This is a genomic window from Kribbella ginsengisoli (assembly GCF_039537185.1).
GTDB classification, from domain to species: Bacteria; Actinomycetota; Actinomycetes; order Propionibacteriales; family Kribbellaceae; genus Kribbella; species Kribbella koreensis.
In genome coordinates, this window is record NZ_BAABAA010000020.1 from 43,993 (window position 1) to 57,137 (window position 13,145).

General features: G+C 67.5%; 11 protein-coding genes. 4 read left to right on the forward strand and 7 right to left on the reverse strand.

Annotated elements, in window-relative coordinates; genetic code table 11:
• Nucleotides 1-66 precede the first annotated feature (66 nt).
• Complete coding sequence (locus ABD768_RS39690) at nucleotides 67-2,079, reverse strand: glycosyl hydrolase family 28-related protein (protein WP_344849972.1); 2,013 nt, start codon at nucleotides 2,077-2,079, stop codon at nucleotides 67-69.
• Nucleotides 2,080-2,234: 155 nt separating this feature from the next.
• Between ABD768_RS39690 and ABD768_RS39695 the strand changes: the two genes are divergently transcribed.
• The gene (locus ABD768_RS39695; protein WP_343974521.1) at nucleotides 2,235-3,101 is read left to right on the forward strand and encodes a DMT family transporter; all 867 of its coding nucleotides are present in this window, start codon (nucleotides 2,235-2,237) and stop codon (nucleotides 3,099-3,101) included.
• 5 nt (nucleotides 3,102-3,106) lie between these two features.
• On the opposite strand, the gene ABD768_RS39700 is transcribed toward ABD768_RS39695, so the two are convergent.
• The 5 genes from ABD768_RS39700 to ABD768_RS39720 all read right to left on the reverse strand — a co-directional run bounded on the left by ABD768_RS39700 (nucleotide 3,107) and on the right by ABD768_RS39720 (nucleotide 9,139).
• Nucleotides 3,107-4,069, reverse strand: a complete 963-nt coding sequence (locus tag ABD768_RS39700) for a hypothetical protein (protein ID WP_344849590.1) — start codon at nucleotides 4,067-4,069, stop codon at nucleotides 3,107-3,109.
• Nucleotides 4,066-7,371 carry a caspase family protein gene (locus ABD768_RS39705; RefSeq protein WP_344849592.1) on the reverse strand — a complete coding sequence of 1,102 codons (3,306 nt, stop codon included), beginning with the start codon at nucleotides 7,369-7,371 and terminating at the stop codon, nucleotides 4,066-4,068. The genes ABD768_RS39700 and ABD768_RS39705 overlap by 4 nt, the downstream gene beginning before the upstream one ends.
• Nucleotides 7,371-7,754 carry a hypothetical protein gene (locus ABD768_RS39710; RefSeq protein WP_343974530.1) on the reverse strand — a complete coding sequence of 128 codons (384 nt, stop codon included), beginning with the start codon at nucleotides 7,752-7,754 and terminating at the stop codon, nucleotides 7,371-7,373. The genes ABD768_RS39705 and ABD768_RS39710 overlap by 1 nt, the downstream gene beginning before the upstream one ends.
• Before the next feature lie 152 nt (nucleotides 7,755-7,906).
• Nucleotides 7,907-8,344 (reverse strand): VOC family protein, encoded by a 438-nt coding sequence (locus tag ABD768_RS39715; protein ID WP_344849594.1) that lies wholly within the window; start codon nucleotides 8,342-8,344, stop codon nucleotides 7,907-7,909.
• A gap of 90 nt (nucleotides 8,345-8,434) precedes the next feature.
• Complete coding sequence (locus ABD768_RS39720) at nucleotides 8,435-9,139, reverse strand: FadR/GntR family transcriptional regulator (protein WP_344849596.1); 705 nt, start codon at nucleotides 9,137-9,139, stop codon at nucleotides 8,435-8,437.
• A gap of 182 nt (nucleotides 9,140-9,321) precedes the next feature.
• Between ABD768_RS39720 and ABD768_RS39725 the strand changes: the two genes are divergently transcribed.
• From ABD768_RS39725 to ABD768_RS39735, 3 genes are read left to right on the forward strand one after another with little or no spacing between them, the layout of a single operon-like run.
• Nucleotides 9,322-10,632: an ABC transporter substrate-binding protein gene (locus ABD768_RS39725; protein ID WP_344849598.1), complete on the forward strand. Its 1,311-nt coding sequence runs from the start codon at nucleotides 9,322-9,324 to the stop codon at nucleotides 10,630-10,632.
• A 4-nt stretch (nucleotides 10,633-10,636) separates the two neighbouring features.
• Nucleotides 10,637-11,593: a carbohydrate ABC transporter permease gene (locus tag ABD768_RS39730; protein ID WP_344849600.1), complete on the forward strand. Its 957-nt coding sequence runs from the start codon at nucleotides 10,637-10,639 to the stop codon at nucleotides 11,591-11,593.
• The gene (locus ABD768_RS39735; RefSeq protein ID WP_344849602.1) at nucleotides 11,590-12,426 is read left to right on the forward strand and encodes a carbohydrate ABC transporter permease; all 837 of its coding nucleotides are present in this window, start codon (nucleotides 11,590-11,592) and stop codon (nucleotides 12,424-12,426) included. Before ABD768_RS39730 ends, ABD768_RS39735 begins: the two co-directional genes overlap by 4 nt.
• 3 nt (nucleotides 12,427-12,429) lie before the next feature.
• Here ABD768_RS39735 and ABD768_RS39740 read toward each other — a convergent pair whose 3' ends face one another.
• Entirely contained in the window at nucleotides 12,430-13,119 is a 690-nt protein-coding gene (locus ABD768_RS39740; protein WP_344849604.1) for a pyrimidine 5'-nucleotidase, read from the reverse strand.
• Nucleotides 13,120-13,145 lie beyond the last annotated feature (26 nt).

Here is a 13,145-nt window from a genome sequence, read left to right on the forward strand (position 1 = left end):
CCCGCAGTGGCGGGCTGGTCGGGCGTGCGGTGGGGGTGAGGGCGGGCCCACCCCCACGGTGATGGGCTAGTTCCAGGGGCTGGGGGCTGGCGGGGGGACTACTGGTGGGCGGTCTTCGCAGTGGCCGGGGGCGCCGGCGTCGGTGGTCCAGTTGCCGTCGTTGCCGGTGCCTAGGCGGACGTCGAACTCGGGAGTGCCGGTGAAGTGGAAGGTGCCGCAGTTGTTGACGAACGGGGCGCCGACGTTGCGGGCGTCGACGTTGTCGAAGGTGGCCCAGCCGCCGACCCGGGCGTTCACCACGTTGGTGCCGGTGCCGTCGACCTTGATGTTGCGGAAGGCAACGTTCGTCAAGGTGTAGTCGTCCTTGACCGGCCAGTCGACGACGAACATGAAGGCGTTGTACGTCGAGTCGAGGAAGGAGCTGTCCGTGACCTCGATCTTGCCCGACATGTTCGACTGCAACGCGTAGAGCCAGATCGCGCCCAGCCCGAGATCCCAGTTGAGATCCCGCGGCCCGCCACGCACCGTCGTGTTGCGAGCGAACGACAGCGTCCCCTCGAACGGCGTCGATCCGAACCGCGACCCGGCATGCAGCGTGCTGCCCTCACGAATCGGGTCGGCGACGAGGTTGTCGGTCACCGCGTTGTCGCGACCACCGTAGATCGCGATGTTGTTGGCCAGTACCGGCGTCTGCACCGTGTTGTGGTCATAGACGTTGTCGTGGTTGACCAGCCCGGCCGCGTTCGCCTCAGACCACATCGCCAGCCCGTCGTCACCGCTGTTCCGGACGAAGTTGTTGGTGGCCCGCACGTTCGAGACACCCAGATGCAGGTTCATCCCGTCCGCGACGGCGTCGGTGATGATGTTGTTGCGGATCAGCAGACCGCTCATCGGCCCGTCGAGCCAGATCCCGACCTTGGTGTGATGCAGGTACAGGTTCTGGATCGTCGACCCACCACCGATCGCACCGCCGATGCCGTTCACCTGGTCGGTGTCGATCCGCTCGCGCACGTCGCTCTCGATCGCGAAGTCGGACAGATGCACCTTCGTACTGCCGCCGGCGTCGGCGTACTTGCCGTAGAAGCCCGGCGCGCTGTGCACCGACTTGTCCGGCGCGGGCTCCGCGAGCGGCAGCACCTTGCCCTTGATGATCGTCCACCAGTTGCCGGCGCCCTGGACGGTGACCTTGTCCACGACGATGTGCCGGTTGACCTGGTACGTACCCGGCGGGATGAAGACCGTCCAGCCGAGCTTCTTGGCCACCGCGATCGTCTTGTCGATGGCCGGCGCGGCGTCGCGTTGCCCGGTCGGGTCAGCCCCGAAAAGCCTTACGTCCAAGGACTTCTTGGGCTGCCGCAGCGGTGCGGCGACGAGCTCGAAGTCGGCGACGTCCAGTACGGTCCACGCGGCCGGCGCACCGGCCGGCAACTGGAAGCGGACCTTGTCGCCGGCCTTGTACGTCTTGCCGAGCAACAGCCGCTGCTCGTCGTAGAAGTGGTTCGGCCGGAACGGCTTGGCGACCGGGTCCGGCTCCGGCTTCCACCAGCCGGGGATCGGGTCGACGTTCGGGTCGTTGGAGAACGGATACATGCCGTACAGCCAGGCGTACTCCGACGTCAGCGTCATCGTCTTGGTCCGCTTGCCGTTCACCAGCACGTCAAGCGGCGACCGCAGCCCACCACCGGACGCCGTGTCCGGGATGCTGTACCGCAGGGTCAGCGCGTTGGCCGGCTGCGACAGCGTGAACTCGACGTACTGACCGGCCTGGTTCAGCCGTACTGCGGTACGCCCCGACGCCTCGGCGGGCAAGGTGTACGCGTCGCGGCCGGGGCCGAGCTTCTCGCCGGTGGTGACGGCGTTCTCCGCCTCCTGCTCGACGAACGGAACGGTGGCGCCCCGGCCCTGGACCAGCGCCGGGTCGAGCCCCGCGCGGGTCACCACCGCAGCGGGAGTGGGCTGCGGTGGAGGATGACTGGACGTGGCGGCCGCGGACAGACCTGGTACTGCGAGTAGTGCGCCGACGACTGTGCCGATCACGACCGGCCGGCGGCGGAAGAGAAGCTGGGACACGGGCGACATCCCCCTCGAACTCACGGCCGCCCCACAGGCGGTGCCGTACTGAGCCCGGACACTACGCATGCCGACGTTTCTCTGCAAGATCTCGACAGATGGAAGAAAGTTCCGCACAAGACCTGCTCGTCGGTAGAGTGCCAAGCGATGCCTGAAGAGTCTCGGTGAACGCCCAAGCGCTGTCCCTGGTACTGGTCGCAGCCCTCCTGCACGCGGCGTGGAACTTCGCCGCCAAGCGGGTCCGCCACGGCGGGGCGACCTTCGTCTGGGCCTACTACACAGTCGCCGCGATCTTCCTGCTTCCGGCGCTCGTCATCACCTTGCTCGTCACGGATGCACGGCCGCACTGGAACTGGTTGCTGGCCGCTGCCGTCACCGCCGTACTGCATGTGAGCTACGGGATCGTCCTGCAGCGCGGGTACGACGTGGGCGACCTGTCCGTCGTCTACCCGGTAGCGCGGGGGACTGGACCTCTACTGTCCGTCCTGTTCGCAGTACTGCTGCTCCACGAGCGCCCGGGGCCGATTGGCCTGGCAGGTGCCGCGCTGATCGTCACCGGAGTACTCACCATCAGCAGTGGCGGCCCCCGGCGCGCCAAGGGGTCTGCTGTGCGAGCAGGAGTCACGTACGGCGTGGCGACCGGCGCGCTGATCGCGGCGTACACGCTGTGGGACGCGTACTCCGTGACGACGCTCGCCGTGCCGCCGGTCATCTACTTCGCCGGTGGCTCCCTGCTGCAGAGCGCGATGCTCACCCCGAAGGTGCTCCGTGGCAAGGACCAGCTTCGCCTGCTGTGGAAGGAGAACTGGCGCGAGGTGCTGATCGTCGGCGCGCTCTCACCGGTCGCCTACCTGATGGTCTTGTTCGCGATGCGTCTGGCGCCCGTCAGCCTGGTGGCCCCGGCGCGAGAGGTCAGCATCGTCCTCAGCGGCCTGGCCGCCTGGCTGGTACTCGGCGAGGCCGGCGCCCAACGACGGCTGGTCGGCAGTGCCGTAGTACTGGCCGGGATCGTCGCGATCGCTCTCGCCTGAACCTGCTATCGGCAGGTCAACTGGTACCTGTGGTCGACGTTGGTGTTGTCATTGGCACTGTCGATCACGAAGCTCTGGGTCAGCCCGGTGGGGTTGGCTTCATCGGAGAGGTCGACGGTCGTCTCGATGATCGTGTCGCCCTTGGGGAGCTTCAGTTCGACCACCGAGTTGCCCTCTTCTGCTGACAGGTCGGGGTCCGATTCCCAGTGGTACTGGATGGTGGTCGCCTTGTCAGCGGTGACCTTGGCCTGGATCTTGACCGGACTGTCGCAGGAGATCCTGTTCGTCGTCGGCGCGACGAAGTCGACTTTGCTGATCTTGCCGTCGTCGCCGCCGAGGACGCTGATTCCGGCGATCAGGGCGATGACGGCGACGGCGGCGATGGCCAGGATCGGGACGTAGGGCGGCCTTCGCCGTACTGGCGGCTGGTCGATGAATTCAGGCTGCTCCAGCAGGCCGAGCGGTGGCTGTTGCGGTGGCACCGGGGCCGGCTGCCGGACCGGCATCGGGGCGGTGATCGAGCGGAGTGCGAACGGCTGGGCGGAGGCGAGCACGAAGCCGGATTCGTCGGCCAGGAAGCGCTGGTACGTCTGCAGGGCCTCGATGTGGGCGGTCGCGAGATCGCTGTCGTCGAGGCCGATGATGTCGAGGCCGCGGCAGACGACGCCGTACAGGAGTTCCAGTGGGCGGCCGAACTCGTCGGTGACCGGGCCGACGGCCGGCGTACCAGCTAGATCGGCCGGGGTGAGCCGGTATGTGACGTAGGCCAGCGCGAGGTCGCCGGAGGCAAGGCCCTCGATGCGGGAGATCCGCGGCGCCGAGCCAGGTTGGTCACTGCTCGACAGTTGGCCCAGTGCGCCGTACTCATTGCCCTGGACCAGGAATTCCGGCATCAGCAGGGACTGGTAGCCCTTGCGCCGGCCGCGCGCGACCAGGAACGCCCATCCGGGTGTCGGCTGCTCGGTCACTCGCCCTGCCTTCCACTGAGCCGGGAGGCCGGTAGTCGCTGTTCAAGCCGGTCGAGTTCCGTGCCGAACTCCGCCAGGACTCCTGCGCGGGCAGCTTCGATGGACTGGGCTTGTGCTCGGTACTGCTGCCTGGCGCGACCGGCCTCGCGGACCTGTTCGGCGCTGGCTCCACCCATCCAGTCGAGGAACATGCCCATCACCTCCTTGCCGGACGAGCCGCCGACCACGTCTTGGAGTCGTTGGCGGAGCGCTGCTCCCGCTGGTACCGACAGGAGGCCGTCTAGCGACGCATTCCCTGCCTGGGCGCGTCTGGCGCGGGCTTCTTCGGTGAGGCGCCGACGGGTCGTGGCGTCCAGCGACGACTCCACCTGGCGGAAGAGGTCCGGGAGGATCGCGGTGAGCGGTACCTCGACGTTGGCGGGCTCGACCTCGCCGCCGGGCAGCTTGAGCACATGACCCTGCTGGTCCATCTGGGCGAAGTGCGGGCCGACGGCGCTGACGGGGATCAGCCGGATGACCCGGTTCTCGAACGTGTGCGTCTGGATCAGGGCACGGAGATGGGCGGTCTCGAGCAAGGCGTTGCGGACGAGATCGAGGCGGGTGTTCTCGTCGGCGTCGGCGGGTTCGCCGAAGCCGCGGACGAGGTCCCACTTGGTGAGGACGAAATGGATCGGGCAGGAGGCGCCGGCCATGATGCCGGTCATCGGCTGGATCTGGCTGCGGAAGTACCGGCGGCCTGCCGGTTCGTTGCGGAGGTACTGCAGGACGCGGTAGCCGTCCAGCATGCAGAGCAGGCCGTGTGCGCCGCGAATCCTGGCCTCCAGGTCGCCGAGGGCGGTGGAGCCTGCTTCTTGCTCGGATTCCAGGAGCTCTCCGGCGTAGTCGAGGTAGCTGATCCTGAAGACGGTGTGCCTGATGCCGGCGTCGAAGGAGACGCAGTCGAAGTCGAGCTCTCTCGTCTCGCCGGTCCTGGTGCCGCGGGGCCAGGGCTCGGAGGTGTCGCTCACCTCGTCGAACACCTTGCTCAGGTAGACCCGGTGGGCCGCGTTGGTCTCCAGGAAGTAGGTCCGGCCGGGCTTTGGCACGTTGACGGTGTGGAACATGCTCGACAGGTAGACGGTCTTCCCGGACCCGGCGACGCCCAGTGCGACCACCCGGAAGTGCGGGACGGCCGGTGGTGCCGGCGCTTCGGCGGTACGCCGCGCTGTCGGCGTACCGGCGAGCAGCGTGACCGGAGTCCCTTGTGTTGTTGGGGTTGCGGGCCGGCGTACGGGCTGCGGTGGTGGGGCTGGGCGCGACGGCGCTGGGGCGAAGACGCGCGGGCGGAGCACGAACGCGTGGATGGTGCCGATGATGGCGAGCAGGAACACGAGCGCGGTCAACTGGATACCCGAGCCGATGCCGATCAGAAGGCCCAGCCACACCACCGAGTAGATGACCGCTGCGGCTGTCGCGCCACCGTCTTTGAGCTTGCCCGCCGCGTGGATGAACGGCACCGGCGTCAACAACCCCAACGACAAAACTGGAATCAACGCCCAGAAAGCCGACCCAACTCCCGGCTGCCCCGCAGGCACACCCTGCGGAGCATTCGACCCTCCCGGCGCCCAGCCCTGGTTGGCACCCGGTGGCGGCACCGACGCAGCAATAGGTGCAACCCGCGGAGGCGCCGCCTGCGATGGCCCAGCAGGCGCACTCCGCGGAGGCACCGCCTGTGTCGGCCCAGCAGGCGCACTCACCGGAGCTGTCGCCCTTGGCGGGACAGTCGGCGCACCCACAGGAGGAGCCGTCGTTGGTGGGGTGGTCGTCGCGCCCACGGGAGCCGTCGTCCTTGGCGCGACAGCAGGTGTATCTACCGCAGGTGTTGTCTGGGGTGGCGCAGCGGGTGAGCCCGCCGGAGGCGTCGTCTTTGGCGGGACGGCAGGTGCGTCCACCGGAGGGGTCGTCGGGGGCACAGCCGCACTGCCCGCTGCGGGCGGTTCCGGCTTCGTGCTCGCCGGTGGGGTTGCTGGCTCGGTGGGAGCGGGGGTGGGTTCTGGGGCAGGGGGTGGTGTGGGTGGGGTGATGGTGGCTGTTACGGGGATTACTTGTTGGCCGTTGGGGCCTTTCAGGGTGATGGTGCCGGTGCGGGGGCCGGGGGTGGTGGTTTCGATGGTGACTACGAAGGATTCGGTGGACTCCTGGAGGTGGATCCAGGGGTCGTCGGCGTGTGGGATGGCTGCGCGGGCGATCGGTGGGCCCTGGAGGCGGACCTCTTGGGTGGGGGAGTCCGCGCCTTGTTCGACCGAGGGGAAGGCGATCGAGGTCTGGGTGGGGTCCAGTGCGGCTTCGGCCAAGGCGGCCTTGGCGGGGTCTGCGACGTACTGGATGTCGGTGCGGGCGATCTCGGCCAGCGCCTCGTAGGCGCCGACCGCCGACGGCAGGTTCTCACTCAGCAGCCGGGTGCGGAGTTCGCTGACCGCACCCAGCCGGGAGAACATGTTGGGATCGGTCATCGCGGCTTGGAGGTCGGCCGGGATCGGCATCGGCTTGATCCGTTTGCGCCGGCTCCTGGCCAGGTACAGCTCGCCCTGCATCTCGACGTCGCGGCTCGGTGTCTGGTGCGGCGTCTGCGCGCGGACCCGCTCGAAGACGTAGTCGTACAACTCGTTCAGCGAGACCCAGCCGTCCTCGTCGCGGTCGGCGTCGCCGGTCGCCAGGCCCTCGACCAGGGCGGTGGTGAACACGGACGGCCGCTGGGTGTTGTCGTCGGCCAGCTGGTCACCCTCGAAGGCGTACTCGATCGAGCTCGACGCGGTGATCACCGCCCGGCCGCGGCCGCCGCCGACGCGGTTCTCCGGGAAGCTGTCGGCCACGTTCACATCGCCGCTCGAGCGGACCGTGACGCCCTTCCCGAACGCGCCGCCGTAGCAGCAGTCCAGCAGCAACACGATGCTGCGGGACCGGCTCGCCCGCATGCAGCGCTGGACGAAGTCGGCCGAGATCGCCGTCGAACTGAGCCGGTTCGGCCGGGTGTTCCGGGCCGCGAAGAACAGCTCACCGGACTCGCTCTTCAAGCCATGACAGGAGAAATGCAGCAGCAGTACGTCGTCCGCGCTGCTGTCGGCGAGCAGGTCCTCGATGTGCGTCTGGATGACGTGGGTCGGCTGATTGCGGACGGTCTGTACTTCGAACGCGCCGATCTGCCGGTCGCCGAGCACCCGCGCGAGCGCCTCGGCGTCCGCGGCGGGTGACAGCAGGTGCCGCAGTCCCTCGTGGTCGTACTCGTCGTTGGCGACGATGAGGGCCTTGCGCCGGCCGTCCATCAGCCGCCGGATCCCGTGTGCCGGCTGACGAACAGCTCGATCAGCCGGGTCTGTTCCTTCTCGGTGACCTCGGACAGTTCGAGCACGTCGCCTTCGAGCTCGAGCCGTACGGTCCGTTTGGTGGTACCGCCCTGGGACAACCAGCCCCGGATCGCGGTCACCACCTTCCGGATGCCCTGGGCCGACTCGGACAAGCTGACCAGCAGCCCGCCGATCGCGAGCGCCTCGAACGCGCGGGCGCCAGGTGGTGGCGGCCCGGCGGGCTGCGCCGTGACGTCACCGACGCCGAGGTCGACCAGTTCTTGGCGCAGGTACCTCGTCAGTGTGTCCAGACGCTCGGCATCCGCTCCTGACTCGGACAGCTGCAGACGCAGCTCTGTCATCCGAGCCCACCCCCTCCCACTCGGTGGACCCCGCCGAGGCCCCCCACGGCGGATGAGATCCACATCACTCAGGCTAGTCCGCCTGGAACCTTCCCGCTACGCATCGTGAGCCAACCAAGTGGTCCCGACTCTGCCCGATCGGGCAAGTGGTCCTAGCGGAACTCGCTGAGGCCGACGAAGATGCCGTCCGGGCCGCGGAGGTAGCAGATCCGGACGATGTCCTGGTAGTCGGCGATCTGGCCGACGACCTCGGCGCCGTGCTTGCGCAGCCGGGCGATGGTGTCGTCGAGGTCGTCGACGGCGAACATGACGCGGTGCATGCCCACCGTGTTGTGCGGTGTGTTGCGCGGTCCGTCGCCGATCGGCGCGGGGCTCAGGTACTTCGCCAGCTCGAGCCGGCTGTGCCCGTCCGGGGTCTTCATCATCGCGATGTCGCAGCGGACGCCGTCGAGTCCGACGCACTGGTCGGCCCAGGGGCCCTCGACCTGCGCCTCGCCTTCCAGCTCCATCCCGAGTTCCTGGAAGAACGCGACGGCCGCCGCGAGGTCGTCGACGACGATGCCGGTGTTGTCCATCCGCTGAAGCGTCACGATGGTGCTCCTTCTGGGGTCGAGCGGCCTGTCCTGGCCGCTGCTGTACCCATGGACGAAGCTGTCGGCGGCCTCTCTACATCCTGAGTTTCAGCCTTCGCCGAGCGCGACTTGCGGGTCGGGGCGAAGGGCGCGGAGCCAGAGTTCGGTCTGGGCGATGTGGGCCGAGGCGGCGGTCGCGGCGGCGGCCGGGTCGCGGTGAGCGATGGCGGCGAGGATCGCCCGGTGGCCGCGATCGCTGGTCTGCTTGATCGCGTCGAAGTCCGCGCCCGGTTCGAAGATCCGGTAGTGCCCACCGCGGCCGCGGATCACGCCGGTCAGCGCGGTCACGGTCGGGTTGCCACCCGCAGTACAGATCGCGTCGTGGAACTCCGCGTCCAGCGCCTGGATCTCGGCCGCGTCGGTGGTCGCCTCCAACCGGTTGAGGATGTCGGTCAGCTGCTTCTCCAGCAGGGGATCCTGCCTGGCCGCGGCGGCTGCGGTGGCATGCGCTTCGAGCACCCGCCGTACTTCGAGCAGCTCCAGCACCCCCTCGAGCGGGATCAGCTCGACCGACAGCGAGAACCGGCTGATGATCTCGGCGGGATCCAGTGCGGAGACGTACGTGCCCGAGCCGTGCCGCGACTCGATCACGCCCAATGCCGCCAGCGAGCGCGCCGCCTCCCGCAAGGAGCTGCGGGACACCCCGAGGTGGTCGCAGAGCTCCGGCTCCGGCGGGAACTTCTCGCCCGGCCCGAGCGCGCCGGACGCGATCATCTGCCGCAGGCCGGCCAGTGCCTTGTCCGTGGCTGCCATCAGCACCTCCCCTGTGAGAACTCTCTCAGAGGGTAAGTCCTCAGACCACTTGCGGTCATGTCCTCACTAAGTCCTTGTCGTCACGGCGTGAATCTGCGTAGTGTGCTGGGATCGTTCCACAACTCATCTGATGTCAGAGCAAAGTCGTCCCCCTGGCCCACATCCCCTGAGGAGAAGTGCCAATGCGTTACCGACAGATGTTCGCACCCCTGGCCGCCGCCGTTGCCCTGGTCGCGGCCGCCACTGCCTGCGGCCCCGGCCCGGCCGAGAAGGCGCAGAGCGGCGGCGAGGTCAAGCTGCAGATGGTCGAGAGTCTGACCAACCCGACCAGAACCGCGCTGCTGAAGAAGCTGATCGCCGACTTCGAGGCGAAGAACTCCGGCATCAAGGTCCAGCTGATCTCACCACCGACCAACACCGCGGACCAGAAGATCCAGCAGATGCTCCAGTCCGGCAAGGGCGTCGACGTGCTCGAGGTCCGCGACACCACGGTCGGCCCGTTCTCCACCAACAAGTGGATCTACGACATGGCCCCCGACCTCAAGGGCTGGGACGGTCTGAACGCGCTGACCGAGAACGCGCGCAAGGTCACCGAGCAGGGCGGCAAGTCGTACATGGTGCCGTACGGCTTCTACGGCCTGTCGCTGTTCTACCGCAAGGATCTGGTTCAGCAGGCCGGCTTCAGTGGCCCGCCGAAGAGCTGGTCGGAGCTGGTCGAGCAGGCCAAGAAGATCAACGACCCGTCGAAGAACCGGTACGGCTACTCGTTCCGCGGCGGTCTCGGCGCGGCCGGCAACGCGATCGCGGTGATCTCCGGCTACGTGATCGACGACCTCAACAAGGACAACGCGTTCAAGCTGACCAGCGGCAAGACGATCTTCTCGTCACCGAAGGCGGTCGACGCGCTCAACCTGTACGTCGACCTGTTCAAGACCGCCTCGCCGCCGTCCTCGGTGAGCTGGGGCTACCCCGAGATGGTGCAGGGCTTCACCTCCGGTACGACCGGCTTCCTGCTCCAGGACCCAGAGGTGATCGCGACGGTCAAGGAGTCGAAGACGATCAAGGAGGACCAGTGGGGTACGGCGCCGTTGCCGGTCGGCCCGACCGGCAAGGCCGCCCAGCCGCTGGCCAACGCCGGCTGGGGTGTCGCCGCGGGAAGTACGCACAAGAAGGAAGCCGTGGAGCTGGTGAAGTTCCTGACCTCGGGTGACTCGGCGATGACGTTCTCCAAGGAGAACAGCCTGGTCCCGATTCTGAAGAGCGCGGCCGACGACCCGTACTTCAAGGACGGCCCCTGGGCCTCGTACGTCGCGATGAACTCCTCGCCGGACACCTACGTCGTGGTGACCCAGCCGCGCGGCGTGCCGTGGTCGACCGAGTGGGGCAACAAGGCCGACGCCGATGTCCAGAAACTCATCACCGGCAAGGCCCAGCCGGCCGAGATCCTGAAGAGCTGGGACGAGTACTGGACCAAGAAGTGGGCGGGGAACTGAGCCGATGGCTCTGACCGACACGGAACGCCGCGGCGCCGCGATGGCGCCGGTGCCGCGGCGGCCGGTCACCCGGCGACGGCAGTTCACCGGGCGGACCGCGCTCACCTTGTTCCTGTTCATGCTGCCGGCGATCGGGTTCGTCGGCATGTTCACCTACTACCCGCTGGCCAACGGCATCTCGATGGCCTTCCGCAACTACAACCTGAACGACCTGACCGACACGTCCTGGGTCGGGTTGAAGAACTTCAGCACCCTGCTGCACGACGAGATGTTCCGCGGCACGGTGAAGAACTCGGTCGTCTGGGTGGTCGGGTCGCTGGTCCCGCAGTTCCTGATCGGCTTCGCGATGGCGTTGTGGCTGCGGCGCAAGTTCCGGTTCCGCGGGACGTACCAGGCACTGGTGTTCTTCCCGTGGGCGGTCTCGGGCTTCCTGATCGGCATCCTGTTCCGCTGGATGTTCAACGGCGAGTTCGGCGTCGTCAACGACCTGCTGATGAAGTCGCACCTGATCGTGGAGCCGGTGCCGTGGCTGGCCGACGCGAAGTACGCGATGGTCGCGGTCATCATCGCGAACGTCTGGTACGGCGTGACGTTCTTCGCGATCATGATCCTGGCCGCGCTGCAGTCGGTGCCCGAGGAGCTCTACGAGGCCTCGGCGATCGACGGTGCCGGCAAGGTCCGGACGCTGTTCAGCATCACCATCCCGTCGATCCGGACGACGCTCGCGCTGACCGTGCTGCTGCGGGTGATCTGGATCTTCAACTCACCCGAGCTGATCTTCGGGATGACCGGTGGCGGCCCGGCCAACGAGACGCACATCGTCACGTCGTACATGATCCAGGTGACCCAGGAGGGTGACTACGGGCGGGCGTCGGCGATGGGCGTGATGGTGGTCTTCGTGCTGATGCTGTTCGCGATCTTCTACCTGCTGTCGATCCGGCCCAGGAAGGCGATGCGATGATCCGCGACTACAGCACCGGCGGCAAGATCGCGCGATTCGTCGGGCTCGGCCTGTGCCTGCTGATCACGGTCTTCCCGCTGTACTGGATCCTGGTGACGTCCTTCAAGGATCCCGGTGCGATCTTCGCCTACCCGTTGAAGTACTGGCCGGCGCAGTTCTCGCTGGACAACTACCGTGGCCTGTTCGACCAGTCGAACTTCGCCGTCTACCTGGTCAACAGCCTGATCGTGTCGACCGTCGCGGCCGCGTTCGCGACGGTGATCTCGCTGCTCGCGGCGTACGTGCTCGCGCGCTTCGAGTTCGTCTCCAAGGGCGCGGTGATGGGCGCTTTCCTGGTCACCCAGATGATCCCCGGCTTCATCGCGCTCGGTTCGCTCTACATCCTGATGACGAGGCTGTACCTGGTCGACAACCGGTGGGGCCTGGTCCTGGTCTACGTCGCGGTCTCGATCCCGCTCTGCACGGTGATGCTGCGCGGCTTCTTCGAGAACGTGCCGGCCTCGCTGGAGGAGGCGGCGATGGTGGACGGCTGCTCGCGGCTGTCGGCGCTGTTCCGGGTCCTGGTGCCGGTGATGGCGCCGGGGATCGCGGCGTCGTACATCTTCAACTTCGTGAACTGCTGGAACGAGCTGTTCTTGTCGGTCACGCTGATGAACAGCGACAGCAACAAGACGATTCCGGCGGCGCTGAACGGCTTCATCAGCAGCTACAACATCGACTGGGGCTCGATGTCGGCCGCGGCGGTGCTCTCGATCATCCCCACCATGATCCTGTTCGCCTTCGCCAGCCGCTACATCGTCGAGGGACTGACCGCCGGCGCCGTCAAGGAGTGAAGGCTAGCCACCTAGGGAAAGAAGGAAAGCAGGCAGATCCCACACCCGCCACCGCCGCGGTGCCAGTACCTGGTACTGCGCGGTGCCGGGTGCGGCCTCGCCGCCGACGAGAACGGTCGCCATCCCGAGCTGCTCCGGCACCGTCAGGTTGACCGCCAGGTCGTCGAAGAACGCGGCCCGGGCGGGGTCGATGGAGAACTGCTCGACGAACCGCCGATAGCTCTCCGGATAAGGCTTCGGGATCAGCTGCCCGGCCAGGATGTCGAAGACGCCGTCGAAATGCTCACCCAGTCCGAGCCGGGGCAGCGCCTGCTCCGCGTGGTACGCCGATCCGTTGGTGAACACGAATTTGCGCCCGGGCAGCGCCGCGATCGCGTCGACCAGGCGCGCGTCAGGGCGTAGTACCGAGTAGTCGAGCCGGTGCTCGAACGCCAGTACGTCGTGCGCGTCGAGGCCTTCCGTCGTCATCAACCCGCGCAACGTCGTGCCGTGCGCCGCGATCAGCTCGGCCTGGATCCGGCGGGCGCCGGCGTCGTCGGTGCCGAAGTACTCGCTGAGGTATTCGCGGATCTTCGCCTTCATCTGCTCGGCCAGGCCGTTGGCCGGCGGGTAGAGCGTGTCGTCGAGATCCAGGATCCAGGTGTCGACATCGGCCAGACCGGGGCGGTGAGGTGGGGCCGGATGACACAGCATCGTCCCAGAGTAGTGACAGACTGGGG

Bases quoted from the DNA above. Each gene is read 5' to 3' on its own strand.
- ABD768_RS39730 (WP_344849600.1), top strand. From the start codon at position 10,637: ATGGCTCTGACCGACACGGAACGCCGCGGCGCCGCGATGGCGCCGGTG.
- ABD768_RS39720 (WP_344849596.1), bottom strand. From the start codon at position 9,139: ATGGCAGCCACGGACAAGGCACTGGCCGGCCTGCGGCAGATGATCGCG.
- ABD768_RS39735 (WP_344849602.1), top strand. From the start codon at position 11,590: ATGATCCGCGACTACAGCACCGGCGGCAAGATCGCGCGATTCGTCGGG.
- ABD768_RS39705 (WP_344849592.1), bottom strand. From the start codon at position 7,371: ATGGACGGCCGGCGCAAGGCCCTCATCGTCGCCAACGACGAGTACGAC.
- ABD768_RS39740 (WP_344849604.1), bottom strand. From the start codon at position 13,119: ATGCTGTGTCATCCGGCCCCACCTCACCGCCCCGGTCTGGCCGATGTC.
- ABD768_RS39725 (WP_344849598.1), top strand. From the start codon at position 9,322: ATGCGTTACCGACAGATGTTCGCACCCCTGGCCGCCGCCGTTGCCCTG.
- ABD768_RS39690 (WP_344849972.1), bottom strand. From the start codon at position 2,079: ATGTCGCCCGTGTCCCAGCTTCTCTTCCGCCGCCGGCCGGTCGTGATC.
- ABD768_RS39710 (WP_343974530.1), bottom strand. From the start codon at position 7,754: ATGACAGAGCTGCGTCTGCAGCTGTCCGAGTCAGGAGCGGATGCCGAG.